Source organism: Nostoc sp. CALU 546 (assembly GCF_048836525.1).
The window spans coordinates 1-26,217 of the sequence record NZ_JAWJTF010000061.1; the positions used below are offsets into that span (position 1 = coordinate 1).

Annotated in this window: 27 protein-coding genes; 13 read left to right on the forward strand and 14 right to left on the reverse strand. The window is 43.0% G+C overall.

Translation table 11 applies throughout. From position 1 onward, the window contains the following. Positions 1–20: 20 nt before the first annotated feature. The 5 genes from RRG12_RS25820 to RRG12_RS25840 all read right to left on the reverse strand — a co-directional run bounded on the left by RRG12_RS25820 (position 21) and on the right by RRG12_RS25840 (position 7,047). On the reverse strand, positions 21–1,085 hold the full coding sequence (locus RRG12_RS25820) for a protein kinase domain-containing protein (protein ID WP_420761137.1): 1,065 nt from the start codon (positions 1,083–1,085) through the stop codon (positions 21–23). A 583-nt stretch (positions 1,086–1,668) separates the two neighbouring features. Further along, the gene (locus tag RRG12_RS25825) at positions 1,669–2,229 is read right to left on the reverse strand and encodes a hypothetical protein (protein WP_420761138.1); all 561 of its coding nucleotides are present in this window, start codon (positions 2,227–2,229) and stop codon (positions 1,669–1,671) included. 146 nt (positions 2,230–2,375) lie between these two features. After that, positions 2,376–3,599 carry a type II secretion system F family protein gene (locus RRG12_RS25830; RefSeq protein WP_420761139.1) on the reverse strand — a complete coding sequence of 408 codons (1,224 nt, stop codon included), beginning with the start codon at positions 3,597–3,599 and terminating at the stop codon, positions 2,376–2,378. 206 nt (positions 3,600–3,805) lie between these two features. Further along, entirely contained in the window at positions 3,806–4,936 is a 1,131-nt protein-coding gene (locus RRG12_RS25835; RefSeq protein WP_069070219.1) for a type IV pilus twitching motility protein PilT, read from the reverse strand. A 107-nt stretch (positions 4,937–5,043) separates the two neighbouring features. Then, on the reverse strand, positions 5,044–7,047 hold the full coding sequence (locus RRG12_RS25840) for a GspE/PulE family protein (RefSeq protein ID WP_069070218.1): 2,004 nt from the start codon (positions 7,045–7,047) through the stop codon (positions 5,044–5,046). A gap of 573 nt (positions 7,048–7,620) precedes the next feature. Here RRG12_RS25840 and grpE point away from each other — a divergent pair. From grpE to RRG12_RS25875, 7 genes are all read left to right on the forward strand, one after another. After that, complete coding sequence (gene grpE / locus RRG12_RS25845; RefSeq protein WP_420761140.1) at positions 7,621–8,370, forward strand: nucleotide exchange factor GrpE; 750 nt, start codon at positions 7,621–7,623, stop codon at positions 8,368–8,370. A gap of 328 nt (positions 8,371–8,698) precedes the next feature. Next, positions 8,699–10,657, forward strand: a complete 1,959-nt coding sequence (gene dnaK, locus RRG12_RS25850) for a molecular chaperone DnaK (RefSeq protein ID WP_420761166.1) — start codon at positions 8,699–8,701, stop codon at positions 10,655–10,657. Between the two features lie 756 nt (positions 10,658–11,413). Next, complete coding sequence (gene dnaJ, locus RRG12_RS25855; RefSeq protein ID WP_069070215.1) at positions 11,414–12,544, forward strand: molecular chaperone DnaJ; 1,131 nt, start codon at positions 11,414–11,416, stop codon at positions 12,542–12,544. Next, positions 12,544–12,801 carry a sulfurtransferase TusA family protein gene (locus RRG12_RS25860; protein WP_069070283.1) on the forward strand — a complete coding sequence of 86 codons (258 nt, stop codon included), beginning with the start codon at positions 12,544–12,546 and terminating at the stop codon, positions 12,799–12,801. The genes dnaJ and RRG12_RS25860 overlap by 1 nt, the downstream gene beginning before the upstream one ends. After that, entirely contained in the window at positions 12,798–13,937 is a 1,140-nt protein-coding gene (rsgA, locus tag RRG12_RS25865) for a small ribosomal subunit biogenesis GTPase RsgA (protein ID WP_420761141.1), read from the forward strand. The genes RRG12_RS25860 and rsgA overlap by 4 nt, the downstream gene beginning before the upstream one ends. Positions 13,938–14,030: 93 nt before the next feature. After that, positions 14,031–14,771, forward strand: a complete 741-nt coding sequence (locus tag RRG12_RS25870) for a Uma2 family endonuclease (RefSeq protein ID WP_420761142.1) — start codon at positions 14,031–14,033, stop codon at positions 14,769–14,771. Positions 14,772–14,815: 44 nt separating this feature from the next. Beyond that, positions 14,816–15,385 (forward strand): Uma2 family endonuclease, encoded by a 570-nt coding sequence (locus RRG12_RS25875; protein ID WP_420761143.1) that lies wholly within the window; start codon positions 14,816–14,818, stop codon positions 15,383–15,385. 91 nt (positions 15,386–15,476) lie between these two features. Here the strand turns inward: RRG12_RS25875 and RRG12_RS25880 are convergent, their stop codons facing one another. Continuing rightward, positions 15,477–15,992 carry a DUF7638 domain-containing protein gene (locus RRG12_RS25880; protein ID WP_420761144.1) on the reverse strand — a complete coding sequence of 172 codons (516 nt, stop codon included), beginning with the start codon at positions 15,990–15,992 and terminating at the stop codon, positions 15,477–15,479. 313 nt (positions 15,993–16,305) lie between these two features. On the opposite strand from RRG12_RS25880, the gene RRG12_RS25885 reads away from it, so the two are divergent. From RRG12_RS25885 to RRG12_RS25895, 3 genes are all read left to right on the forward strand, one after another. Continuing rightward, entirely contained in the window at positions 16,306–17,895 is a 1,590-nt protein-coding gene (locus RRG12_RS25885) for a glycoside hydrolase family 57 protein (protein WP_420761145.1), read from the forward strand. A 70-nt stretch (positions 17,896–17,965) separates the two neighbouring features. Continuing rightward, a complete protein-coding gene (locus RRG12_RS25890; RefSeq protein ID WP_176726997.1) occupies positions 17,966–18,157 on the forward strand; it encodes a DUF6888 family protein in 192 nt (63 codons plus the stop codon). After that, positions 18,141–18,338: a DUF6887 family protein gene (locus RRG12_RS25895; protein WP_069070282.1), complete on the forward strand. Its 198-nt coding sequence runs from the start codon at positions 18,141–18,143 to the stop codon at positions 18,336–18,338. The genes RRG12_RS25890 and RRG12_RS25895 overlap by 17 nt, the downstream gene beginning before the upstream one ends. 82 nt (positions 18,339–18,420) lie before the next feature. Here the strand turns inward: RRG12_RS25895 and RRG12_RS25900 are convergent, their stop codons facing one another. The 5 genes from RRG12_RS25900 to petC all read right to left on the reverse strand — a co-directional run bounded on the left by RRG12_RS25900 (position 18,421) and on the right by petC (position 21,887). Then, positions 18,421–19,107, reverse strand: coding sequence for a Uma2 family endonuclease (locus tag RRG12_RS25900; protein ID WP_420761146.1), 687 nt, complete (start codon positions 19,105–19,107; stop codon positions 18,421–18,423). Between the two features lie 192 nt (positions 19,108–19,299). Beyond that, positions 19,300–19,902: a hypothetical protein gene (locus RRG12_RS25905; protein WP_420761147.1), complete on the reverse strand. Its 603-nt coding sequence runs from the start codon at positions 19,900–19,902 to the stop codon at positions 19,300–19,302. A 79-nt stretch (positions 19,903–19,981) separates the two neighbouring features. After that, positions 19,982–20,140: a hypothetical protein gene (locus tag RRG12_RS25910; RefSeq protein WP_420761148.1), complete on the reverse strand. Its 159-nt coding sequence runs from the start codon at positions 20,138–20,140 to the stop codon at positions 19,982–19,984. Between the two features lie 99 nt (positions 20,141–20,239). Further along, the gene (gene petA / locus RRG12_RS25915; protein ID WP_420761149.1) at positions 20,240–21,241 is read right to left on the reverse strand and encodes a cytochrome f; all 1,002 of its coding nucleotides are present in this window, start codon (positions 21,239–21,241) and stop codon (positions 20,240–20,242) included. Between the two features lie 106 nt (positions 21,242–21,347). Next, entirely contained in the window at positions 21,348–21,887 is a 540-nt protein-coding gene (gene petC / locus RRG12_RS25920; protein ID WP_069070208.1) for a cytochrome b6-f complex iron-sulfur subunit, read from the reverse strand. Positions 21,888–22,116: 229 nt separating this feature from the next. Here petC and RRG12_RS25925 point away from each other — a divergent pair, with 229 nt between their 5' ends. Continuing rightward, on the forward strand, positions 22,117–22,425 hold the full coding sequence (locus RRG12_RS25925; protein ID WP_069070207.1) for a DUF3067 family protein: 309 nt from the start codon (positions 22,117–22,119) through the stop codon (positions 22,423–22,425). 73 nt (positions 22,426–22,498) lie between these two features. Here the strand turns inward: RRG12_RS25925 and RRG12_RS25930 are convergent, their stop codons facing one another. Further along, the gene (locus tag RRG12_RS25930; RefSeq protein ID WP_181929779.1) at positions 22,499–22,831 is read right to left on the reverse strand and encodes a tRNA-binding protein; all 333 of its coding nucleotides are present in this window, start codon (positions 22,829–22,831) and stop codon (positions 22,499–22,501) included. 80 nt (positions 22,832–22,911) lie between these two features. Beyond that, a complete protein-coding gene (gene tatC, locus RRG12_RS25935) occupies positions 22,912–23,706 on the reverse strand; it encodes a twin-arginine translocase subunit TatC (RefSeq protein ID WP_069070205.1) in 795 nt (264 codons plus the stop codon). A 613-nt stretch (positions 23,707–24,319) separates the two neighbouring features. On the opposite strand from tatC, the gene RRG12_RS25940 reads away from it, so the two are divergent. Together RRG12_RS25940 and RRG12_RS25945 are read left to right on the forward strand one after the other, a co-directional pair. Further along, positions 24,320–24,550, forward strand: a complete 231-nt coding sequence (locus tag RRG12_RS25940; RefSeq protein ID WP_069070204.1) for a hypothetical protein — start codon at positions 24,320–24,322, stop codon at positions 24,548–24,550. 35 nt (positions 24,551–24,585) lie between these two features. Continuing rightward, positions 24,586–25,443: an SDR family NAD(P)-dependent oxidoreductase gene (locus tag RRG12_RS25945; protein WP_420761150.1), complete on the forward strand. Its 858-nt coding sequence runs from the start codon at positions 24,586–24,588 to the stop codon at positions 25,441–25,443. 376 nt (positions 25,444–25,819) lie between these two features. Here RRG12_RS25945 and RRG12_RS25950 read toward each other — a convergent pair whose 3' ends face one another. Further along, positions 25,820–26,071 carry a hypothetical protein gene (locus tag RRG12_RS25950; RefSeq protein WP_420761151.1) on the reverse strand — a complete coding sequence of 84 codons (252 nt, stop codon included), beginning with the start codon at positions 26,069–26,071 and terminating at the stop codon, positions 25,820–25,822. Positions 26,072–26,217 lie beyond the last annotated feature (146 nt).

Sequence of the window (26,217 nt, forward strand, 5' to 3'; positions counted from 1 at the left end):
TCAAATATGAGTCCTATATGCTACCTTGTTTCCTTAAGCCTTGATCTCCATTTCCGAATGGCACTTGCAGTTCTGGCTACAGGTGGCACGTATACATCATAATTTTCATGTTGTGTAATTTCGTGCTGTGTAATACTTTTATTATTTAATTTTTGGGTAGTTAGACAGTTAGCCAAAGTAGGTAAATAGCTTTCGTAACTTAAAGCTTTCATCACTTCCTCAGCGCTCTTAAACCGTTCATCTAACGTAAGTTTCACCATTTTTGCTAAAATCTGGGCGAAACTGTCGCTAATATTTAGCTGTTTTTGCCAGCATATTTCACCAGTATTGGGATCGTAGTCAAATTCTAAAGGACTTTTAGCAGTCAACATATAAATACAAGTTACACCCAGTGCATAAATATCACTGGCATAAACTGGACGTAGAGAAAACTGTTCTGGTGGTGCAAATCCTCTAGTTCCGATAAAGTTGGTGTTTGCAGCTTGATTGATAGAGTTTTCACAAGCATTAACTAATTGCTGTTTCACTGCACCAAAATCAATTAGCACTACCCGCCCGTCATACTCACACCGCAATAAATTCTGGGGCTTAATATCGCGATGAATCACATGATGTTTATGAAGATACTGTAATACAGGTAATAATTCTTGCAAAAACTGTTTGACAGAGGCTTCGCTTTTAGGCCCATTTTGCCGCACTTCTCGTGCCAAAGTCAAACCCGGCACATATTCTTGAATTAAAAAAAACTCTCCATTTGCTTGAAAGTAGTCTAGTAGCATGGGAATTTGCGAATGACTACCGAGTTGGCCCAAAGTTCTTGCTTCTTTTTCAAAGCGTGTACATGCTCTTTGCCAACTTTGGGGACTAGTCACTTTTGGAGAAAGTTGTTTAATGACACACAGGGGATTCCCTGGTAATACGGCATTTTTGGCTAAAAACGTGATGCCAAAACCACCTCTACCCAAAATTTGCAGTATTTCATAGCGATCGCGAAATAGACGTTTAGAACCACACATCTGACCCAACTGAGTTTGTTGTGAAATGCTCTCTTGAGAATTCGTTATTTTCTGAGAAAAACGATTCATTAGTATAAAATATCTGCTCTGAAATGTCTCTAATTCTACGACAATTATTTATTGGCAACAGTAAGATTACTGAATCTTTGCCAAATCCTCATTACTCTCCTATTAAAAATTCAAAAAGTAAAAATAAATTTTTGTATAACTAGCTAAGTCGGCAAGAATAAATCAAACTATGTTATTTTATTGAAATACACGTAGGGTGTGAAAGAGTTGCATAACACACCGTCCAAAGAATTTGGTGCGTTAGAACAAATTTCTAACGCACTCTACGTATACTTAATTTTTTTCAAACATCAAATCGTATTGCTATAAATAAAAATATTAATATTTGCTTGTAATGATGGCTTCAGCCATCACTACAAACCTTGAATTAAAGATACTTGTGGCTCTTTTATGTCGCTGTCTTTAAGTCTGCCACTTTACTGCTAGAGTGCAGATTCAATATTTGTGTCCAAAGTTCAATTTTGTACTTAAGTACTAATATGTCTTTTAATACAAAACTGGTATAAGACTCATATTTGATTTGCCTACCTACGCAAATTAGTTCAGAAATCAAAGCGAATTCCTATATATTTCCTAACTTTTTCTAAGCTGGTGGAATTTCTGGAGAGAAGATATCTGTGAAATTTTCCTCAAGTAGCAAATCTGGTGTTTGGATAATAAATGGGAGTTCGGCTCCCACAAGGCCCCTTTGGATGCGTTCTGAAGTCTCACTAAAAACGACAAACAAAGGATATATGGTATTCGCTCCCTCACTCAAAATATGACTGTGCCGGAGAGGCATCAGCCACTCATAATCATTATCGAGGAAAACTTGGGTTTGTCGCCAACGTCCCAACAAATCAGAAAAGTCTTCGTGAGCACGATGAATAAAAACTAAAATTTCGGCTCCAGTTTTGATTTTCCACTCAGGATCGCACATCAAAATTGCCACATCACAGGGTAAGCAAATCGTTTGTGGGGCTGTTGTAGCAGTGTTGCGAAGCCGAACAATTGGCAAGGGGATAGTGATGACACTTTCATCAGGACGGCGCAGACTGGGAATCATCTCCAAGTAGGGCCGATATTGCTTTAGTAAGGCGATCGCAGCTAGATGATTGCTGTACTCTGCCAAACTCGCTTCGTACTGAGATTTTTGCACAGTCATAGTTTCTTAAATAGTGAGGACTTAAGAGTTAAGAATAAAATTAATCAGTTAAGAGTTAAGAGTTAGGAATAAAAAAATTAATTCCTAACTCATAACTTCTAACTATTAACGGTAGCCGGAGCGTCTTCAGCTCCGCTATTAATCCTTTATCCCAGCTTTTCAAATACCGCAAACATCGGTAGATACATCGCTAACAAAATGGTTCCAACCATTCCCCCTAAAACTACAATCATCACTGGTTCTAAAATACTAGTCATTGCTTTTACAGCTTGCTCGACTTCATCTTCATAAAAATCGGCAACTTTCATCAACATGGCATCTAATTCTCCAGTTTCTTCTCCGATACTAATCATCTGAATTGCCATAGCCGGAAAAACGGCATCTTTTTGTAAAGCAAGGCTAATCATTCCTCCTTGTTGAATCTCCATGCGGGCTGCATCTATGGCATTGGCAATTACTTGGTTTCCTGATGTATCTCGGACAATTTCCAAACAAGTTAAAATTGGTACACCTGAACGAGTCAAAGAACCAAAAGTCCGGCTAAAGCGGGCAACCGAAGATTTTTGAATTAAGTCACCAAACAACGGCATCTTGAGGGAAAGACGATCAATTGTGATGCGACCAACAGGAGTCTTAGCGTATTGTGCATAGGCAATTTTCAGTCCTACAAGAATAGCGATGAGTACGAAAACTTTCGGGCTTCTCAAAAATTGACTAGCATCCATCAAAAATTGTGTTAGAGCTGGTAATTCAGTTCCGATTTCTGTAAAAATCTTCGCAAAAACGGGAATGAGAAAAATGGTCATACCAAGAAAGATAGCAACTGCGATGAAACCTACGACCGTGGGATAAGATAATGCTGATTTAATTTGGTTTTGTAGGCGAGCAACATCTTCTAATAACTTGGCTAAACGATTTAATACTTCGTCTAGAACACCACCAACTTCGCCAGCTTGAATCATACTCACATATAATCCATCAAAGCAGTCAGGATGCTTCCGCATTGACTCTGAAAGATTCATTCCGCTTTGAACATCGGTACTAATTTCCACAAGGGCTTGTTTCAATTTAGTATTACTACACTGTTCAGAAAGCACCCCCAGACTTCTAACGATCGCAACTCCCGCATTCATCAAAACGGCAAATTGACGAGAAAAAACGGCTTTGTCCTTCACAGAAACCTTCACTAAGGAATTCTGGAATTTTTTGAAGGCAACATCTGGCTGAAATCCCTGAGATTGCTTGAGTTCTTGGATTACAAAACCTTGATCTCTGAGATTAGTACGAGCTTGCGTCAAGGATTCTGCAACAATTTTTTCCGTTCGGGATTTTCCTTGAGAATCCCGAACACGGGCAACGTAGTTTGGCATAAATTAATTTTTTCAAAATAGTCGTTATTTATTGGGCATGTGGCAAAACAATTCCGTTAGCGGTTGCGGGGTGTTTATCCCGTTCTGAGTAAAGAAGTGAGATTCCCAACTCAGCACTCATAACTGGGAACTTTTGAGGGGCATAAGGGAAAGACTTACTGCAACTTCCTCTCTACTCCCTCATCCTCCTCATTTCCCCAGTTCCTTTAATGCGCTTTGGCAGTCGCACCAGGTTTCGCACCTGCGGCAGCTGCCTGCGGTGTAGAATTACCAATGAGACGTTGGATTTCATCTGGCTTAGAAGTTTTAGACATCGCCGCTTCAAAAGAAATCGTTCCTGCTTTGTAAAAATCGGCTAAAACCTTCTCCAGGGTTTGCATTCCCAATTTGCCGCCAGTTTGAATAGCTGAGTAAATTTGAGATGTTTTGCCTTCTCGAATCAAGTTAGAAATAGCAGGAGTAACAATCAGAATTTCTTGAGCCATCACCCGACCATATTCATTGGGTTTAGGGTTTTTCTTAGACACCAAGGTTTGGCTAAATACCGCCACTAAGGAGTTAGACAACTGCACCCGCACTTGGGTTTGTCTTTCATGGGGGAAAACGTCAATAATCCGGTCAACTGTCTGTGCGGCAGAACTGGTGTGTAGCGTGCCAAATACCAAGTGTCCTGTTTCCGCAGCGGAAATTGCCAAAGAAATCGTTTCCAAATCGCGCATTTCTCCCACCAGAACGATGTCTGGATCTTCCCGCAAAGCTGCTTTCAAGGCATTAGCAAAGCTCTTAGTATCTTCACCCAGTTGCCGCTGGTGAACCAAGCTTTTTATTGGTTCGTAGACAAATTCAATTGGGTCTTCCACCGTCAAAATATGCTCTGCCTTGGTGCGGTTAATCAAGTCAATCATTGCCGCTAGGGTAGTTGTCTTACCGGAACCTGTAGGGCCTGTTACCAGAATTAGCCCTCTGGGCTTATCTGTCATTTCCCGCACAATATCTGGCAAACCTAATTTTTCAAAGTTAGGAATCTTAGAACTTAATGCCCGTAAGCAAGCAGCATAAGAACCACGTTCTTTATAGACATTGACCCGAAAGCGAGCTAAACCCTTAACACCATAAGAACAATCCAACTCCCAGTTTTGCTCTAGAGTTTTACGCTGGGTGTTGTTGAGCATACTAAAAATCAGCCTTTGACATTGATCGGCTGTCAATACATCCTCACCTATGGGGGTGAGTTTACCACTGATGCGGAAATAGGGAGGCAAACCTGCGGATAAATGCATATCCGAGCCACCCAATTCAATCAGTTGCTCCATCAAATCTTCAATCATCATTTCCATAGTTATGTTTCCTCTTAATATTTGTTATTTGTCCTTTGTCAGTTGTCCTTTGTCATTTGTTTAAATTTACGAGGCATCGACCAATGACTAATGACTAATGACTAGTCTTAAAACCGAGCTGTCATACAGTAAGGACAATCCAGCCATTCTTGTTTCAATGTGGCCTCGCAAGTCCGACAGGTAAGACCAGTCTTGCGTTTGGCTTTTAACTCTGCTTCCAAACCAGTATCGGTAAACGTCACTCGTTCTACTTCTTCTAGAGTGGTGGAACCTTCACGCACTAAATCCAAACTGTAAGCCAGCAAGGTTTTCATGCCCTCTTCTATTGCCACTTCCTTGATGCGTTCCGTGGGTGCATCTTCGTTGATCAGGGTTTGCAGGTTTTCGGTGACTCGCATGACTTCATACACACCACAACGCCCTTTGTAGCCGATACCATTACATTTTGGGCAAAGTTGATTTTTGCCTTTGGCATCTGCGATCGCATCTAATGTCAAGGTGTTAGCTTTATAGAAGGTGACTCCCACATCAGATGAAGCTGATAGACCATAACGAGCCAGTTCTTCGGTTGTGGGAGTGTAGGGAATGCGACATTCAGAACATACACGCCGTACCAGACGTTGAGCTAGAACGCCAATTAGGGAACTAGAAACCATGAAAGGCTCAATCCCCATTTCTCCCAAACGAGCAATCGCACCTGGGGCATCATTGGTATGTAAGGTTGTTAATACTAAGTGACCGGTCAAGGCAGCTTCAATTGCTGTTTTTGCCGTTTCTTTATCCCGCGTTTCACCCACCAGTAGCACATCTGGATCTTGCCGTAAGAAAGCCCGCAATGCGGTAGCAAAATCTAGCCCTTTTTCCCGAATCACCTGTACTTGAGTAATCCCTGGAAGGCTATACTCAATTGGGTCTTCTACAGTACTGATATTAATACCAGGATCATTCTTTTCTGAGAGTGCAGAATATAGCGAGGTTGTTTTCCCAGAACCAGTTGGCCCAGTCACCAAAATTAGCCCAAAGGGACGGCTGACCATATCCTTGACAATATCTAAAGTCTCTGGATCGGTAATTAACTTATTTAATCCCAGTTGGGTGGAGGAGTTATCCAAAATCCGCAGTACCACCTTTTCCCCGTAGCGACTGGGTAAGGTATTCACCCGGAAATCCACTTTGCGTCCCTCAAACATCCGCCGGATGCGTCCATCCTGGGGTAGACGGCGTTCAGCAATGTCTAGATTGGAGATGATCTTAAATCGGGCTGTCACCGCTGGGATGATTTTTTTCGGTAGGGGATCAAAAGCTTCACGCAATACGCCATCCTTCCGAAAGCGAATGCGTAAGTTTTCTTCTTGCGGTTCTATATGAATATCAGAAACGCCCTCATGCAAAGCTTTAGCCAGGATTCTGTTAACTAGGTTGATGACTGGGGCATCCTCTGCACCCTTCATCGCTGCCCCTAGATCAGCCTCCATTTCTTCAGGAGCATCGGCAAGATCGAGATTTCCGAGGTTTTCTAAATCCTGATTAATATCTGTAAACTTTTCTTGTTCCAGGTGCTTCTGCTTAACAGCCATTTCATCCAGATATTGGTTGATTAGCTGTTGATAGTCTTCCTGGGTAATCACCATGCGCTGCAACGCCAAGCCTTGCGGGCGCAAAATGCGGTTCAGGTCATCGGAAGCCTCTAGATTATCTGGAGCGACCATCGCCACTAAAACTGAGGGTGGGGTTTGGTCTTCGTGTTTCGATAGTGGTACTAAACGATGACGACGACAGATATCCACTGGGATGAGGGTTTCAATCAGGTTCCCCATCATCGTGTTGCCAACGGAGTTGACTTCCGGATCAAGGAATTCAACTCCGTATAGTATTTTCAGTTCAAATAGCTGTTGTTTTTTGTATTGCCTAAGCAACTCAGGCGATAGTTGTTGCCCAGTGATTGACTCTAAGACTTCCGTTAAGGGTCTGCCAGATTTGCGGCTTTCAATTAATGCCTGCCTCATCTGTTCGGTATTGACATAGCCAGATTGCACTAGCTTGTTGCCAAAGGGCGAAAACTCTGTTCTGGTAGTTAGAGCGGTACTGCGCCGTTGTGGTGACGAGTTCATAAATGAGCGAATGAGTAGGGAAACCTCTGCTTAAAGTATTCCCAGGCTGTGAGACAGAATTCTCATTTGCCAAAAAAGTCATAAGTCTCTGAAACAGTTCTGTTAGCGATAGCTCAATACAGTTCAGCTATAGGAATCCGCTTTGATTTCTGAACTAATTTGCGTAGGCAGGCAATAGCAATCTTGCTACAGTCAAGAAGGCTTCTTAGTTGTACTGAGTTTTTTCACCAAATCAAATATGAGTCCTATAAGACCAAAATACTTTTAGAGACGGCGATTGATCTCGTCTCAAAACCCACAATTTTCTACTCATTATTGTTAAACCCCTATAGCGCGGATCTATTTACCAATCTCCCCAATCTCCAATCCCCAATCCCCAGTCCTACCCGTTCGGGTTCCCGCCTTAGTGGCGTCTGGGCTAACGTGTTCACCATTTGTCACAATAAGATGACGGTTATATCAGTTCCAGGAACTTGTCGGCAATAAAATCAGCCTCAGCGGCACGTCGTGGATGACGACGGTTGCAAGCTGTGGAGATACACTGCCATAAATAGGATCTGGAATGAGTAGATAATGATGGATGAAAATAAACAGATAAACAATACAAGCCAGCAATTGGGTGAACCAACAGAGGTAAAGCAAGCAATGAAGAGTGACTCCCCAGCCCAAATTAATTTCAATGAATCTGGAAGCGAGGTGACAGAGCAAGTGGCAGCCCAAACAAATATGTCAGGGGATGCTGCTACTCTCAATTCTGAAAATAGCGTCGCTGCAACTGAGAAAACTGAAGTGGAAACAGCAGCTTTGGCAGAACTAACTCAACAAATCGAGTCCGTTAAAACGCAACTAGAGGAGCGTAGTACTCAATATATGCGGATTGCCGCTGATTTTGAGAATTACCGGAAACGCACTAGTAAAGAAAAAGAAGACCTAGAGTTGCAGGTGAAGCGGAACACGATTTTGGAATTACTGCCAGTGGTCGATAATTTTGAGCGGGCGCGATCGCACCTGAAACCTCAATCTGATGGCGAAATGACCATGCACAAAAGTTACCAAGGCGTTTACAAACAATTAGTAGATAGCCTGAAGCGCTTGGGTGTATCACCAATGCGTCCTGAAGGTCAAGAATTTGATCCTAACTTGCATGAAGCAGTAATGCGGGAACCTACGGATGAACATCCTGAAGGAACAGTGTTAGAAGAGTTAGTGCGCGGATACTTCTTAGGCGATCGCGTGCTACGCCATGCAATGGTAAAAGTAGCTGCTCCCAAGGAAGATAGCCCTGCGGCATCAGAAGATCAGTCGAGTTCAGCCAACAGTTAAGCTGTAATCGCTCGCCTCGCTGACCTCAAGTGCCTGGGTTCTAGCAAGGACGAGCATCGCGTACCTATACAAAGACAAGGCTTTGGATAACTCTCTGTGTTTCACCTTCTCTCTTGCTATCAGCAACAGGGGTTGCACAGACGTTATCCGCTAGCCTTGGTTCAGAGCAAAAAAGTTATACCAATTTGAAAAATGATTGCGACAGATGGAAAACTGAAACACTTATCCAATGAATGTTTCACAATCCAAAATCTAAAATCTAAAATCCAAAATGGTATTAGTCCGCGACACATTACAGCAGAAAGACTCAGTAAAAATACTGTCAAATATGGGAAAAGTTATTGGGATCGACTTAGGCACTACTAACAGTTGCGTCGCAGTTTTGGAGGGCGGTCAACCACTGGTGATCTCCAATTCTGAAGGTGGACGAACTACTCCAAGTATTGTGGGATTTGGGAAAAGTGGCGATCGCTTGGTTGGTCAATTGGCAAAGCGCCAAGCCGTAACCAATGCTGAAAACACAATTTACAGTATTAAACGATTTATAGGGCGACGTTGGGAAGACACTGAAGTAGAACGCGATCGCGTCCCCTACAACTGTGTCAAAGGTCGAGATGATACCGTTGATGTCCAAATTCGCTCAAAAAACTACACGCCACAAGAACTATCTGCCATGATCCTGCAAAAGCTGAAGCAGGATGCAGAAAATTTCTTGGGTGAGGAAGTCACTCAAGCAGTGATCACCGTACCAGCATATTTTACGGATGCTCAAAGACAAGCCACTAAAGATGCTGGCACGATCGCAGGATTAGAAGTCCTACGAATCATTAATGAACCAACAGCTGCGGCTTTAGCTTTCGGATTAGAAAAGCAAGACCAAGAGCAGCTAATTTTAGTATTTGACTTGGGAGGCGGTACTTTTGACGTATCGATCCTACAACTTGGGGATGGCGTTTTTGAAGTTAAAGCGACTTGTGGTAACAACCACTTGGGTGGAGACGACTTTGATAATGCGATCGTTCTTTGGATGATGGAACGCTTTCAGGAACAAGAGAAAATCGACCTTTCCAAAGACAAGATGGCGTTGCAACGTCTGCGGGAAGCAGCGGAAAAGGCAAAAATTGAACTCTCCAGTATGGTAAGTACTTCCATCAACTTGCCATTTATCACAGCTGATGACGGCGGGCCAAAGCATCTGGAGATGGAACTCAGCCGCTCGAAATTTGAAGAACTGGCAGGGAAATTGATTGAAGCCACCATCGAACCGATGATCCAAGCGCTCAAAGATGCGGATCTCAAACCATCAGCCATAGATCGAATTATTTTGGTAGGTGGTTCTACGCGTATTCCCGCAGTCCAAAACGCCCTGATTAAGTTTTTCAACGGCAAAGCCCCTGATCGCTCCATCAACCCTGACGAAGCTGTAGCATTAGGAGCGGCTATCCAAGCAGGTGTATTGGGTGGCGAAGTCGATAATCTCTTACTATTGGATGTCACCCCTCTGTCTTTGGGAATTGAAACCTTGGGTGAAGTATTCACCAAAATTATTGAGCGCAACACCACAATTCCTACGAGTAGATCACAAGTTTTTTCCACAGCAGTTGATGGGCAAACGTCGGTAGAAATTCATATCCTCCAAGGCGAACGGGCAATGTCACGAGACAACAAGAGTCTCGGCAAGTTTCTACTAGCAGGAATTCCCCCATCGCCGCGTGGTGTACCGCAAATTGAAGTATCCTTTGAAATCGATGTTAATGGCATCCTGAAGGTTTCTGCCCAAGACAAAGGTACTGGTAGAGAACAGAGTATTAGGATTACCAATACAGGTGGCTTGAGTACCAACGAAGTCGAACGGATGCGCCAAGAAGCCGAACTGTTTTCCGAAGAAGATAGAAGACGTAAAGAACTGGTTGAACTCAAAAACCAAGCAGATAATCTGTTGTTCAGCTATGAATCCACCATCAAGGATAATAGCAACTTTATCGGCGACCAGATGAAAACCTTGGCTAGTGAAAAAGTTTCACAACTCCAAGCTGCAATGATTGACTCCAGCATTTCCACAGTGGAATTTAAGCAGCGCTTAGACGACTTCCAACAAACCCTGTTTGCAATTGGTGCTGATGTCTACAATCGAGCTAACAATCAAAGTGATGAGATTGAGGAGTCTTCAGGTAGTCACTTTACCCCAGAAGTAGACTCACCAATGAATGGCACACTAATACCACAATTCAATTTTGATTTTGACGAAGAAAGTACTGCACAGGCTGATTATGAGGCGATAGATTAAGGGTTGGGAATGGGGAATGGGGCATTGGGCATTGGGCATTGGGAATGGGGCATTGGTGGAGAGCGGAAAATTCTTCTCCCTTGCTCTTTGCTTTTTCCCTACTCACTAAGTTGCAAATTTTCATTAAGACATTTTAATATATAGCCGTAGTCACACAGATTAGGACAGTGTTGATTGCTCAAAGTCTTGAAACAACTGGGTTTTTACTCAGCACTCACCACTCAGCACTCAGCACTTAGCTATATCTAAATATTTAGCGAAGTTTCACAAGACCCCAGCGGTTTGCTAGATTGTAGAAGCAAATTACTTTGAGCTAGGCAATGTGCCAGTTCAAATGGACTTCCATTGTAAGGGTGGTTTTCCACACCTAATGGTGCGGCTAGCCCCTCTGGTTGATGGGCGGGGTTTTCCTCTCCTAAGTAGCACAATTGTAAAAGAGACAGCCGACTCGGCAGTGAGAAGTCTGAGCAGAGGCTTCCCCTGTTCTTAACTTCTATAGCTTTTGTCGTCTCCCACGAGGAAAGCACCTGTGCTCAAGATTTGTCGGTGATTTTTGTAAAAGGTAAAGGGTAAAATCAGTTATTAACAAAAATTAATTTTATCTTCTGCCTGTACTCCGGCAAGCTTCCCTTTAAAGGATACTGTGTTGCTCTTGCATATCTGTAAAGCAAAACGCCTTCCCGTAAAGTAGCAAGCGACCGTGAGTGACGTTCTACTGACTTCTGCTTTCTTCCTTCTAACTTTTACCTTTGCTATATGGCCCGCGACTATTATGAAATCCTGGGTGTCTCTCGTGACACCGACAAAGAAGAAATCAAACAAGCCTATCGCCGTTTAGCCCGGAAATATCACCCAGATGTGAACAAAGAACCGGGGGCGGAGGATCGCTTTAAAGAAATTAACCGCGCTTATGAGGTACTCTCGGAACCCGAAACCCGCGCTCGTTACGATCGCTTTGGGCCAGAGGGTGTGTCGGGTGCTGCTGGCTCGGGCTTTCAAGATGTCGGCGATATGGGTGGTTTTGCCGATATCTTTGAAAGCATTTTTAGTGGCTTTGCTGGCGGTATGGGTAATCCCACGCAACAAAGACGGCGCAGTGGGCCTGCGAGGGGCGATGACCTGCGGCTAGACCTGAAGTTAGACTTTCGGGAAGCGGTATTTGGTGGCGAAAAAGAAATTCGCATTTCACATTTAGAAAATTGTGAAGTCTGTAGCGGTTCTGGTGCTAAACCTGGAACCCGCCCTCGGACTTGTTCAACTTGTAGCGGTTCTGGTCAAGTCCGCCGTGTCACGAGAACACCCTTTGGCAGTTTCACCCAAGTCTCGACTTGTCCCACCTGTAATGGCACTGGGATGGTCATTGAAGATAAGTGTGATGCCTGTGATGGTAAGGGCGCAAATCAAGTCACAAAGAAACTCAAAATTACCATTCCGGCTGGGGTGGATAATGGCACACGCTTACGGATTTCTAGTGAAGGAGATTCCGGTCAGCGCGGCGGCCCTCCTGGGGATTTGTATGTTTACTTGTTCGTCAATGAGGACGAAGAATTCCAACGGGATGGGATTAATATTCTCTCGGAAATCAAAGTTAGCTACCTGCAAGCAATTTTAGGTTGTCGGTTAGAGGTAGATACGGTAGATGGCCCAGTGGAACTAATCATTCCAGCTGGAACCCAGCCGAATACGGTGATGAAGTTGGAAAATCGTGGCGTACCCCGCTTGGGTAATCCCGTCAGTCGTGGGGATCACATGCTGAACGTATTAATTGATATTCCCAATAAAGTCACCCCAGAGGAGAGGGAACTGTTGGAGAAGCTGGCTAAAATTAAGGGAGATCGCACTGGTAAAGGCGGTCTAGAAGGATTTTTGGGAAATTTATTTAAGTGATCAAGCCCTCTTCTGTTTCAACTCCCGATGCTCAACTTGATTTACGCGGCACCCCTTGCCCAATTAATTTTGTACGGACAAAATTACGTCTGGAAAAAATGCCATTGGGAGGTTTGCTAGAAGTCTGGCTAGACCCTGGTGAGCCGATTGAGCAAGTTCCCGATAGTCTGACAATGGCAGGTTATCAGGTGGAACAAATTACAGATTGTGCTGGTTATTTTTCTCTGTTAGTGCGCCGTCCACTTGCTGGCCAATGACAGGGGAAAATTTTTCCGTAACTGGACAGTTATTGGGTACGGTGGTGGCTGTACAGGCTAATTTTTACCGAGTACAGCTGGATCAAGAGGCAGGGGAGCAGAGGAGTAGGGGAGCAGAGGAGAAACTGAATTTAAATGCCCCTCTGCCCCTCTGCCCCTCTGCCCCCTTGCCTCCCCTGCTTCTCTGTACCCGGCGAACACGTCTGAAAAAAATCGGACAACAGGTGATGGTAGGCGATCGCGTTGTGGTAGAAGAACCAGATTGGGCTGGGGGACGGGGTGCGATCGCTGATGTTTTACCCCGTCAAAGCGAATTAGATCGTCCGGCGATCGCCAATGTCAACCAAATCCTATTGGTATTTGCCGTTGCCGATCCACCTTTGGAACCTTATCAACTCAGTCGGTTTCTAATTAAGGCTGAGTCTACTGGTTTAGATGTGCTTTTATGTTTGAATAAAAGTGATTTAGTTTCATTGCAGGAACAGCAACAAGTTAGCGATCGCCTGCTCGGTTGGGGCTATGAACCAATATTTATCAGTGTTAAAGATGGTATTAATACTGACCAAGCAGCCAAATATTTGAGCAATAAAATTACTGTAATCGCTGGGCCTTCCGGCGTTGGCAAATCCAGCTTGATTAATACGCTAATTGACTCTGCCAAGCTGCGAGTCGGAGAAGTTTCTGGTAAACTGGCTCGTGGTCGTCATACCACTCGCCATATAGAATTATTTGAGTTGCCTAGCGGTGGTTTGCTGGCAGACACTCCCGGTTTTAATCAGCCGGACATGGATTGTATACCAGACGAATTAATCCATTATTTCCCAGAAGCCAGAAAGCGGTTAGCAGTTGCTAGCTGTCGATTTAGTGATTGTCTGCATCGAGACGAGCCTGAATGTGCGGTGCGGGGAGACTGGGAACGATATGAACATTATTTAGAATTTTTGGACGCTGCGATCGCTCATCAAACTCAGCTGCACCAACAAGCTGATCCAGAATCCACCATGAAGTTAAAAAGCAAAAGTAAAGGCAAAGGGCAGAGTCAATACGAACCCAAGTTAGAAAGTAAAAAATATCGCCGGATTTCCCGAAAGACTCAGTTACAAGACTTGCAAGAGTTATATCGGGATGAAGAATAAGGAGTGCGATGTCTACGACGGGCTATTCGGTGTCGCACTTCTAGGTAAAGGTTGGTCACGATAGCATAGATACAAACATAAAAACTATCTTGTATGTCTCAGCCCTTTGCTGTCACCCCTAGTTTAGAAGATGTCACTGAGAGTATAATTTTCCCACCAGGTGACATCTATAGTGACGAACCCCCCTTGGAATCTGATTTACACCGCGAACAAATAGATTTACTCATCCGCCTGATTAAATGGTGGTGGCGCGATCGTCAGGATTTTTATGCTACCGGCAACCTGACGATTTATTTCAGTCCTAATCAGAAAAAGTCAGAAGAATTTCGAGGCCCTGATTTCTTTCTGGTTTTAGATACAGAAAAAAAAGACCGCAAAAGCTGGGTTGTGTGGCAAGAAGACGGTAAATATCCCAATGTGATTATTGAGATGTTATCTGATTCCACTGCCTCGGTTGATAAAGGTTTGAAAAAGCAAATTTACCAGAATACATTTCGTACTCCAGATTACTTTTGGTTTGACCCAAACAACCTAGAATTACAGGGATTTCACTTAGTTGATGGGCAATATCAAGACATTGTACCCACTGAGTCAGGTTGGTTGTGGAGTCAACAGTTAGGGCTGTATTTAGCAGTATCTTTGGGCAAATTACGCTTTTTTACACAAGATAGGCAGCTGGTCATGTTACCAGAGGAAGAAGCAAATCAACAGTTACAGCAAGCAAACCAACAGTTACAGCAAGCAAATCAACAACTAGAAGAAGAACGTCAACGGGCTGCAATATTGGCAGAACGCTTGCGAGCCGCAGGTATTGATCCTGAGCAAATATTCTGAAAAATAGAATTTTATCTCTAAACTAGGCATGAAAAAATAGTGCTATGAACCAAACAATATCCGATCAAGTCCGTTGGACAACCTCAGACTTAGAATTACTCACAACTGATGAATGGAAGCGCTATGAAATTATTGACGGAGAACTATTTGTGACTAGAGCGCCTCACTGGAAACATCAGCGAACTGCTGGTAATATTCATTTAGAATTGGAAATTTGGTCTCGTTCCAGTAAACTAGGTGAACCTATTACAACTCCCGGCATAATTTTTACAGATGCCGATAATGTCATACCCGATGTAGTTTGGATTAGTCGTGAGCGTTTAGCACAATTGCTAGATGAGGAAGGGCATTTGAGAGGAGCGCCAGAACTCATTGTGGAAGTGCTTTCTCCTGGGACAACTAACGAACGTCGAGATCGAGAAGCCAAGCTGAAACTATACTCATCCACAGGAGTGCAAGAATATTGGATTGCAAATTGGCAATTACAGCAGCTAGAAGTTTACCGCAGAGAAGCTGCCCAATTAAAACTGATAGCAACCTTGTTGGCTGATGACGAAATCACATCACCACTGTTACCAGGTTTTGGCGTTCGAGTTAAGCATTTTTTTGTATAGAAACAGTTGAGGAGTGGAGATAACCTCTGCCTCGTATCCGATTACCCCTGTCCTGCGGTTCCAAGAAATGTTGTACCGATGTTGGTTCCTCCTAGTCGCTCCATCTGTTTAGAATTGAGCGATATTCCGAATCTTTGTCGTCCATATCACCTAAATATATGCGACAGTGCTTAGGAACAGCATCATAGGCTTGGCGCAAATACTCCTTATTTGCCTCGTTTGGCTCATGCTTATATTGTGTTAATGCCTGTCGGCAAATCTCTCCTGTTGTTAGCTGCCCATTGAGTCGTCGGATCTCGTCTTCAACTTCTTTAACAAACTCCTGCTCCTCAACTCTTGACTTCACTTGATGGGCGGTAAAATTAAGACCAGACACCATCATTGAGACTCTTGCTCCTTCAGGCAGATGAGTTCTAACCCAACCTTTGCTCACCTTTTCTTTGAAACCATCAAAGTCAACCATCCCCCAGCAATCAATTCTGCCGTCTTTATAGACTTTAATTTCAGTAACATAATAGTGGTCTCCATTGTTGATAAAGGCTTGCAGAAATACGCCAGGAATGGTTACGCCATCAACTATGCGATAGATCGTGTTAGAGAAGGACATAATAAAAACTCATTATTATACAGTCTTAGCAAACAGTATGTACTGTACTCTTCGATTGATCTCAGTAGGCCCCCTGAACGCTTACCATCTGTGTAATGTTCAAATCACAAAATTTTGGGAAATACTGAGTTTACGTTTTTACGTGACAGTAAAAACACGCAGTGGAGGCACAACAATGTTGGCTGTACCCCTACAAACACTGTAATTAACTCAATTGAAAACTATTCTTACGATCCCCATAAAGTCTTAAAATATTGTTAATTTCAGCCAAACCTCTCGACCTTCAACTTACAAGTATCACCCCAAAATCACTATGTCTATCGGCTACGTCGCGCTTGTACTCCACGCACATCTGCCCTTCGTTCGTCACCCGGAAAGTGACTACGTGCTGGAGGAAGAATGGCTCTATGAAGCCATCACAGAAACCTACATCCCCTTATTGAAAGTATTTGAAGGCTTAAAGCGAGACGGTATCGACTTTAAAATCACGATGAGTATGACACCGCCTTTAGTGTCGATGCTGCGTGATCCTCTACTTCAAGAACGCTACGAAGCACACTTAGCTCAACTAGAAGAACTTATAGCACTAGAAGCAGAACATAATGTCAACAACGGACATCTTCGTTATTTAGCCGAACATTATGCGACTGAGTTCAGCGAAGCGCGTCAGTTGTGGGAACGCTACGGCGGGGACTTGGTGACAGCTTTTAAAGGGTTCCAAGACAGTAATAACCTAGAAATTATTACTTGCGGTGCTACCCACGGATATTTACCGTTGATGAAAATGTATCCACAAGCAGTGTGGGCGCAAATTCAGGTAGCCTGCGAACATTATGAGCAAACCTTTGGACAAGCACCCAGAGGCATTTGGTTGCCTGAATGTGCCTACTATGAAGGTTTAGACCGGATGCTAGCCGATGCTGGATTACGCTACTTCCTCACTGATGGGCATGGCATCCTTTACGCCCGTCCCCGGCCGCGCTTTGGCACTTATGCCCCAATTTATACGGAAACTGGTGTTGCTGTCTTCGGTCGAGATCATGAATCCTCCCAACAGGTATGGTCTTCTGAAGTGGGCTATCCTGGGGCGGCGGAATATCGGGAATTTTACAAAGATTTGGGCTGGGAAGCAGAATATGAATATATTAAGCCCTATATTATGCCCAATGGTCAACGTAAAAATACGGGTATTAAGTATCATAAAATTACTGGGCGTGGCTTAGGGCTGTCAGATAAGGCGCTTTACGATCCTTACTGGGCTAGGGAAAAGGCCGCAGAACACGCTGCTAATTTTATGTATAATCGAGAGCAGCAATCTGAGCATCTCTATGGGATAATGCAGCGTCCGCCAATTATCGTTTCGCCTTATGACGCAGAGTTATTTGGACATTGGTGGTATGAAGGCCCTTGGTTTATCGATTACCTATTCCGCAAGTCGTGGCATGACCAAGGAACATATCAAATGACCCATTTAGCAGACTATTTGCGAGAACAGCCAACGCAACAAGTCTGTCGTCCTTCGCAGTCAAGCTGGGGTTTCAAGGGTTTCCATGAGTATTGGTTAAATGAAACGAATGCGTGGATTTATCCACATTTGCACAAAGCTGCTGAACGGATGATTGAAATCTCCCATCTGGAACCAGAAGATGAGTTGGGGGAAAAAGCGTTGAACCAAGCGGCGCGGGAATTGTTATTAGCACAATCTTCCGACTGGGCTTTTATTATGCGGACGGGAACGATGGTACCCTATGCAGTTAGACGGACGCGATCGCACCTAATGCGGTTTAATAAGCTCTATGAAGACGTTAAAGTTGGCAAAATTGATAGTGGTTGGCTCGAAAAAGTCGAGTTAATGGATAATATCTTCCCCGAAATCAACTATCGCGTCTACCGTCCGCTATAGTCTCACATAAAAATAATCAACAGCAGTAAGGTGGGCATTGCCCACCTTATATTAGTAGTGAGGAGCGTTTATTTTACCAACAACAGAGCAAGCCTTGGCGTGTGTAAGGGTTTGTCAAATGCTGTCAAATCTTTATAAAGATATCCGCTTATTTCGATTTGACGACACAACCGGGCAAGTTTACATCCTGGCTGGAGATGAACTCCAAGTCATTGTACTAAGTAATGGAATCTGGGATTTTGTCAATGAACCAGAATTATGAGCAAATGAGTTTTACAGAGTTGAGAGCTTACGTCGTGGAAAATCGCGAAGACATTGAAGCTCTACGTTTTTTAATGAGCAAACGTGACCCTAATTCTAAAGGCTATCCTATGCCTGTGACAGAAGCAGATATGCAAGCCCAGATGGAAATCATCAGGCGTAAGATTAACGGAGAACTTTGAAATTATTGTCTAATTCAGTAAGCATAATTAGGGTGGGTAAATCATACTCACCCTATTATTTTATTAACACTGCCGGATTTAGCTAAAGGCTATCTGGATCGATATTTAATTCTCGGAGTTTAGCAGCTAATCTTTGCGCTTTCTCTTCTGCGGCTTGTCGTGCAGTTGCTTCCTCTTCATGAGTTAGGAGTATTTGACCTGTAGCTGGATTGTAAAAGCGCAGTCTTCCCGCCTCTAGACGCAACTCTAGCCCCAAAACTTCACTAGATAGGGATACCGTACCATCTGGCAAGGTATTAGTTGCTACTGGGAAATAATTCCCATCGATCAAGTGTAAACCCTGGAGTTGAGGATTGAGATAATCACCTGTGGGATCATATTGAAAATATTCACGCACTCCCAGAAAGGCATAAATTCCTTTCTTTGCACCTTGGTCTTTGCTGCGGGTGGTTTTTGAGGTAATCTCTAGAACAAAATTTGGGGTTTGAATATTTTCTTCCCAGGTTTTGTAAGAGGGTCTGTCACGGTTTTCCACTCCAAACACCACAAATACATCTGGTGCGACAACCGATTCTGGATAACCTTTTTCGTAGTAAATAAATAGATTACCAGCCACATATACATCTGGGTGATTTTGGAAATAAATCTTTAGCGCATTTATTGCATAAGCCAAGTAACTAAACTGGATATCACCTTCAGTCATCGGCTTACCATCCTCATCTGGGTACTCAATCGGGGTAACGGGGATATACTCTATTGAGACTGTCATAGGCGAATCCCTCAACTCAACTAGGGCTAGATTTAATAATATCGCTCAAAATGCGATCGCCATGAAAATTATTACCCTATAGATAATGCTCGGCAATTTCTTTGTTAATCATTTGCTGTGTGTTTCAAGTTTCGCTAATCTTAGCTGTATCTAGTTAGTGGTTAATCTTTGTTTTAATTATCAGAGTTAAACTTAAGCATCAAACCAGAAAATTATTCTAATCTCATGAGGAGATCCTAATTCGAGAAGTTCTTTAATAAACTGTTCATAACAACCTACATATTCTTTATAACTTGTCATCCAAGATACTTCAGTTGTTTCAGGTTCTTGTTTCTTGTTTGGCAGCACGAAATAGAGCTTTTCTCCTTCTGGAAACTCAGCCGGGAACAAAGCACTATCCTGAAACAAGTGTGCATACTGATGTTTCACGTATGCCCATTGAGTTACATACTGATTGTCCCAATCATAATCAATAATCTCTTGAAGCAATAACCAAGAATGTCCAAAGCAATAACCAATTTGGTTTTCTGAAAAAAACTTCTTGTAGAAATCATTCATATCTTCAGGAAAACCTCGTGGTTCTGAAATCGGCTCTACGACAGCATACATTGTCCGGCGTAGATTATCTTGACAAACACCAGCAAGTGCCGCAAATAATTCATAGGGTCGTCCAATTTCAGTAGATTCTACAGGTACAGTTTTTCCTTTAGACCATTCTTTTTTTACAGGTTCGGGAATCGGTTCCCACTTTCCATTTCTATGAATCTCTGCGTAAAGATGTATGTCTGTCCCCATATCTATAACTTTAAATACAGCTACTAATCATTTAGCGTTTGGTAAATTAACTAATCTAATTAATTGATAAAAAAAGCCATTAATCTATAATTACATCAGCTAGCAAATCATCCATTTCATCGCTCATTTCTTGAGTATAAGGAATTAGCTCAGAAGGGTTTTGTATAGCATCGTTCATCAAAAACTCAAGGAAAAGTCTCATCATAATGCCCTCATCTTCATCAAGATTAACATTCATGATTAATTTCTAATCTAACTAAGAAATAGACTTGGAAGCATAACATATAAAAAAGACAGGCATCTTGCCTGTCCTAAAAATAATGATTTCGCCAAGAATTTAGAAATTCATCTCAGCAGCTTGGACTTTTTCAACCTGCTTCTTCTTCAGCACAAGCATAACTTGAGCCAACATGACAAGAGCGATGAACGCAATCATCCATTTGACTCTAGATGCGTCTTGCAATACGATTTCTGCATCTATTTGACCGAATCCACCGACGTTCGGGTTGCTGGTCAAAGCATCACCAGTCTTAACTGCTTGCCCTTCGGAAACAAGTAGGTCTGGTCCTAAAGGAATCGTATCAACGACAACATCACCAGATTCGGGTTGGATGTTGACTAGATATTTGACATTACCTTCGACATCTTCCTCTTTGGCAATCTTGGTAATTGTGCCAGTAGCGGAAGCGTTATAAACAGCGTTGTTGCTCTTTTCGCCTGTGGGATAAACTTGTCCGCGTCCCCGATTACCACCTACGTGAACTGAATATTTACCGAAGTGGATGTTTTTGTCGGTTGCGGGGTTGGGAGAAAGAACTGGGAAGACGATTTCCTGATACTGTTCACCGGGTAAAGGGCCGACGATGACGACGTTATCTTTGTCTTCGCTGTAGGGTTGGTAAAAAGTGTCGCCAACTTCTTCTTTAAGTTCTTCGGAAAGACGGTCTTCAGGAGCAATCTTAAAGCCTTCGGGTAGCATCAGTACTGCACCGACGTTCAAGCCAACTTTAGAACCATCAGCACCAACTTGCTGGGCGCTTAGATCGTAGGGGATTTTCACCACAGCTTTGAATACAGTGTCAGGTAGCACCGATTGGGGAACTTCCACTTCTGTAACCTTGGCGGCTAGGTGACAGTTGGCACAAACAATTCGCCCTGTTGGTTCGCGGGGGGTTTCGGGATAGGTTTGTTGTGCCCAAAAGGGATAGGCGGCAGCTGATTGGGGAAGGGCTAGATCGCTGGTGAAGTAAAATGTCACAGTAGCGATCGCTATGAGCAATGTTTTTACAATCGCTCTAACACTGCGAGTTAACCTCGCTCTTAAGAAAACATTTCTCATCTCTAATAAGGGCAACGATTGAATTAGTCATTAGTCATTGGTCATTAGTCATTAGTCATTAAGCCTTGAACAAAGGACGAATGACTAAGGACTAAGGACAAAATTATTAACCCCACCAAGGTGCATCACCAGTACGGAAGTCGGTTTCAGTCCAAGGGGTCAAAACGATTTTGTCGTCGTTCACTTTGGTATGGGCTAAAGCCAGAGACAGAGGTGCTGGGCCCCGAACAACCTTACCAGTTTCGTCATACTGGGAACCATGACAAGGACATTTAAATTTGTTCTCAGCAACGTTCCAGGGGACGACACAACCTAAGTGGGTACAGATGGCGTTAATGCCATAATCTTTGATCGCCTCTTTGCTGTCTACCACAATATAGGTAGGATCTCCCTTTAGTCCTTGGACTAGGTTGCGATCGCCTGCATTCCGGTTTTCTAGAAATTTAGCGACGCTAACATCGTTACCTAGCTCGTCTTTTGCCGTTGTACCGCCACCAGCACCACCGGTTGCGGGTGGAATAAAGTAGTTGACAACGGGATACAATGCACCCAGAGCTACTCCAGTGACAGTCCCAAAAGTGAGCAGATTCATGAACTGACGACGCCCCATATCGGGCACGTCTGCTGATTCAGAAAATTGAGCCATAATCTACGCGCTCTTTGTGTATTTTGTTAAGCATTTTGACAAAAGTACTTGTACTTGAGGAACTCTTGTCTAAGTCGAAATGCTAGCGCTCACAACGATGCCATACTTCTTTGTTGCAAGATATAAAAAGCATCTTTTCTGTTAGCATTACATTTCTTTATATCCTTATCATACTGGAGTCACGGAACTTAACATCATAACTAAATGTAAAATCTGATTGAGAAAAGCTATGACAGGACAGGAATTACGCCAGATGTTGCTTGATAAGTGGGGATATTCTTACGATGTCCAGTTCCGGCGGGCACAGGGAAAGATATTTTTGCAAGTCATGTGGAAATATCTGGAGCAAGCTTCTTTTCCCTTGAGTGAGGCGGAGTACCAAGAACATCTCGATAGCATTGCCAATTATCTTCATGCCTTGGGTGGATCAACACAGGTACAAACTTTTATTGCTCAAACACGCGATCGCCCCCGGCTCGGCAAGGCTGTTAGCATTCCTCTAGATTTGGGTGAACGCACTTCGGAATGGATATTATGACCTGCTATTGCATTAATGTTAATAAATTTCTGAATATTTACAGTATTTTTTATCCCAAAAGTACCATAGTATGCTATAGAATTCTTTTGCCCACTGCTACATCTCTATCTGGCTGAATTAATACAACTTCTCCATCGTCTAGCACTACTCCCAAGACTAAAACTTCCGAAATAAAATCGGCAATTTGACGGGGTGGAAAGTTAGTAACAGCTAATATTAATCTGTTGATTAATTCCTCTTGCTCGTAAAGCTTAGTAATTTGGGCACTAGATTTTTTAATGCCCAAATTACCAAAATCTATCCACAATTTATAAGCTGGTTTTTTCGCTTTAGGAAACTCTTCAACTTTGATGACTTTGCCAACATGAATCTCAATTTTTTCAAAGTCACTATAACTACTAAACATTTGGTCAAAAACTAAGCACGAACATCTTTCTAGCTATTCCCTGTAACCTGTAACCTGTAACCTATAACCTATTGCATCTGTTATTTCCCCGTAAGCTTCACCAGTCCAACACCACCGAAATAAAGCCCTAAAACTGCTCCAGCTAAAAGACTTTGAGTCAGGGGGTCAGTAGAAGGTGTCAGAACGGCTCCTAAAACAACTGCCCCCATAATTACGTAACGCCAACCAGAAATCATGCGTTCAGACGAGACAATGTTCAAATTACCGAGCAACAGTTGGATGATGGGAATTTGAAATGCTAAACCAGTGCTGAATAACAGTAGCAGCACAAATTCAAAATATTTATCAATTGACCAAAGTTGTTCGACTACATCTGCTCCGTAGCTGATGAAAAAGTTCAAAGCTGCCGGGATAAGAAGTAAATAGGCAAATATTAACCCCGCCCCAAATAGCACACTTGAACCCAAAACCACAGGCCCCAGTAAACGGCGTTCGCGGCGAGTCAGCCCTGGAACTACAAACTGGATAATCTGGTAAAGAATGAAAGGACTAGAAAGTATCAAGCCAGTGTAGGCTGCAACTTTGAGGGAGACAAAGAAATATTCTCCGGGTGCAAGTTGGAGAAACTTTACTCCTTGTGCTGGAACCTCAAGTAGCTGGACAATTGGCTTAACGGCAAAGAAACAGCCGATAATGCCCACTGCTACAGCAATCAGCGAATAGAAAATCCGCAGTCGCAACTCTTCTAGGTGGTCGAAAAGGGACATTTCGATTTCACCTGGCAACTCATCAAGAGGATCGTTCTCTGAGTTGCCATATCCTTCTGAATCGAGATTGGGAACGTTTACAGTATCTACGTCTTGTGAAGGAGTCATGAGTCAGCTAGTAGGCAACATTTATAATTGAGTGATTGCTGAGTAAGGATTCAGGAGGCAGGAGATAGGAGGCAGGAGATAGGAGGCAGGAGATAGGAGGCAGGATAGCGCAGCGGTAGCGAGTCCGCAAGCGTCGGCAGGAGGTGGGATTTATCATGGACGCAATGCAAGTCGTGCTATGCATCTCGATACAATTCTTCTTTTAAACTGGGCAATGACCCAGCAACTTTAGTTTTTATTCATACTTCTTTCCTCCTGCTCTCTGCCTCCTGCCTTCTTTGTAATTGTTTTTTGTGAGCAGTATTTTAACTCAGCACTCTTCATTATTTTATCTGGGGAATGCAGCTACCAAGATATGTTTTTGGGTGCTGTGGGTTTTTTTCCTGTTTTTTGGGCTTGCATCTGCATAAGTTAGTAGGAAGCCATCTTGTAGGCAATGCCTAACCTAAAAAAGGGTGGAACCGATAATTTAAAAATCACGTCTCTGCGGCTAGTAGCGCTGAGTAAATTCACACAACATCAACATATAATACTCAGTTTTGAAAATCCGGTTCATCAAGGTGGCATCTCATCTATACATAGCGCAATCGGAAATTTTTAGCTGAGGTTGGGTATGAACCGGACAATTTGCATTGCCCTGATGGCATTGCCTGTTTATTTATACAATGTTGAGCCAAGTACTACAAGTAGTAGTGACGTGCCAATTGTCAAAAACCAGTTTCCCATAATAACTGCTTTAATTGCTTACAGTACAAATACTCAGTCATACATCTTGCCGTGGCAAATATCGGCTAGAGATGACCAAACCGAAGATTGCCTTCGTGCTGGCATTTGCAAAGATTGAGAAAAGAAGGCAGTCCCATTATCTAAAGAAAATTAATGGTTGTAAAAAATCAACGTACAGTAGTGGTTACAGGAGCCTCAACAGGAATTGGTCAGGCGTGTGCTTTGCTTTTAGACCAGTTGGGCTTTTCTGTTTTTGCTGGCGTGCGTCAAGATATTGATGCTCAAACACTGAAACAAAAGGGGTCACAAAGGCTCATTCCGATTTTTTTAGATGTTACCGACGCTGAATCGATCGCAGCTGCGGTTGAGCAAGTAACAAATGCGGTCGGTGGTGCGGGGATTTTAGGTTTAGTTAATAATGCCGGAATTGCCGTCCCTGGCCCCTTAGAATTATTAGCGATCGCAGAATTTCAACAACAAATGCTTGTGAATGTCACCGGACAATTAGCAGTAACCCAAGGATTTCTTGGTCTATTACGCCAAAGTCGGGGTCGAATTGTCAATATGGGTTCCATCGCTGGTAGAAGTCCTGCGCCGTTCATGGGAGCTTATAATGCGTCAAAATTTGCCCTCGTTGCACTCACTGATGTGATGCGGATGGAATTACGACCTTGGGGAATCTCAGTTTCTATTATCGAACCTGGTGCGATCGCTACTCCAATCTGGGAAAAGTCCTTAAGTCAATCTGAAATCGCACAGCAGGATCTACCACAATCGGCACAAAATCTGTATGGTCAGGCGATGAATATTGTACGTAAGAAAATGCAGATTCTCGCATCTAAAGGAATTTCTGCGGATATTGTCGCTCAGGCTGTTGTTCACGCGCTCACTGCAAAACAACCCAAAACACGCTATCTCGTTGGACAAGATGCCAAACTTGGAGCTGTGCTAAAGCACATTTTGCCCGATCATCTGCATGACCGGATAATTTTATACTCAATGGGTTTGTAAATTACTTGTTTGTCAGTTCACAAGTACAGCACGGCGTAAATACAACTACCATCTTAGGACTTACACATTAACGCCAAATAGAAAGCATACAGGGCTTGAAAAACCATATCTGTCGTAGGGGCACAGCAATGCTGTGCCCCTACAGCGCGGGTTTACCGATCATCAAAGAACAATTAATAAAGGCCTGAAACGACCTATTTTCGTAAATACATACCATGATTAATTTGTACAGTGCGTAAGTCCTATAATCATTCTTTTCGGCTGATATTTGTGTCAGTTAATACTTAATTAGTGGGCTACAGCCTCGCATTCTATGGCAATTTATTACTGAAATCAAGAAACAATAATTATACTAACCTATTCCAGCTAATTGGTATTAGGTAGACAACTCTTCTAGCCCTATCCATTCAGTGATAGATTGCCATTGGCTTACGTAAACAGTGGTATTTCTACGTTTTTCTTTTTGAGCTTTTTTAGGTAGTTTTCCCATCACAGCATCGGCGAACGAGCTAGATTCGTTCCATTTATAAATAGGCATCTCTTGCCAGCAGTGGCGACAAAACCAGTAAGTTTCTGCACCGCGTATATGTTCTAAAAGTACGCTTGAACAGCAAGGACAGTAATTCATATTTTTCTCAAATCCTGTGAATAAAAGTGTTATTGCAAACTAGGGAGCCAGTTGAGAAGCCCGTAGATATTTAAAACAATCTGTCTATATTTTGACTATAGTCTTTGAATATGAGGAACTTGTGAGGAAAGTTAAAATACTTAATA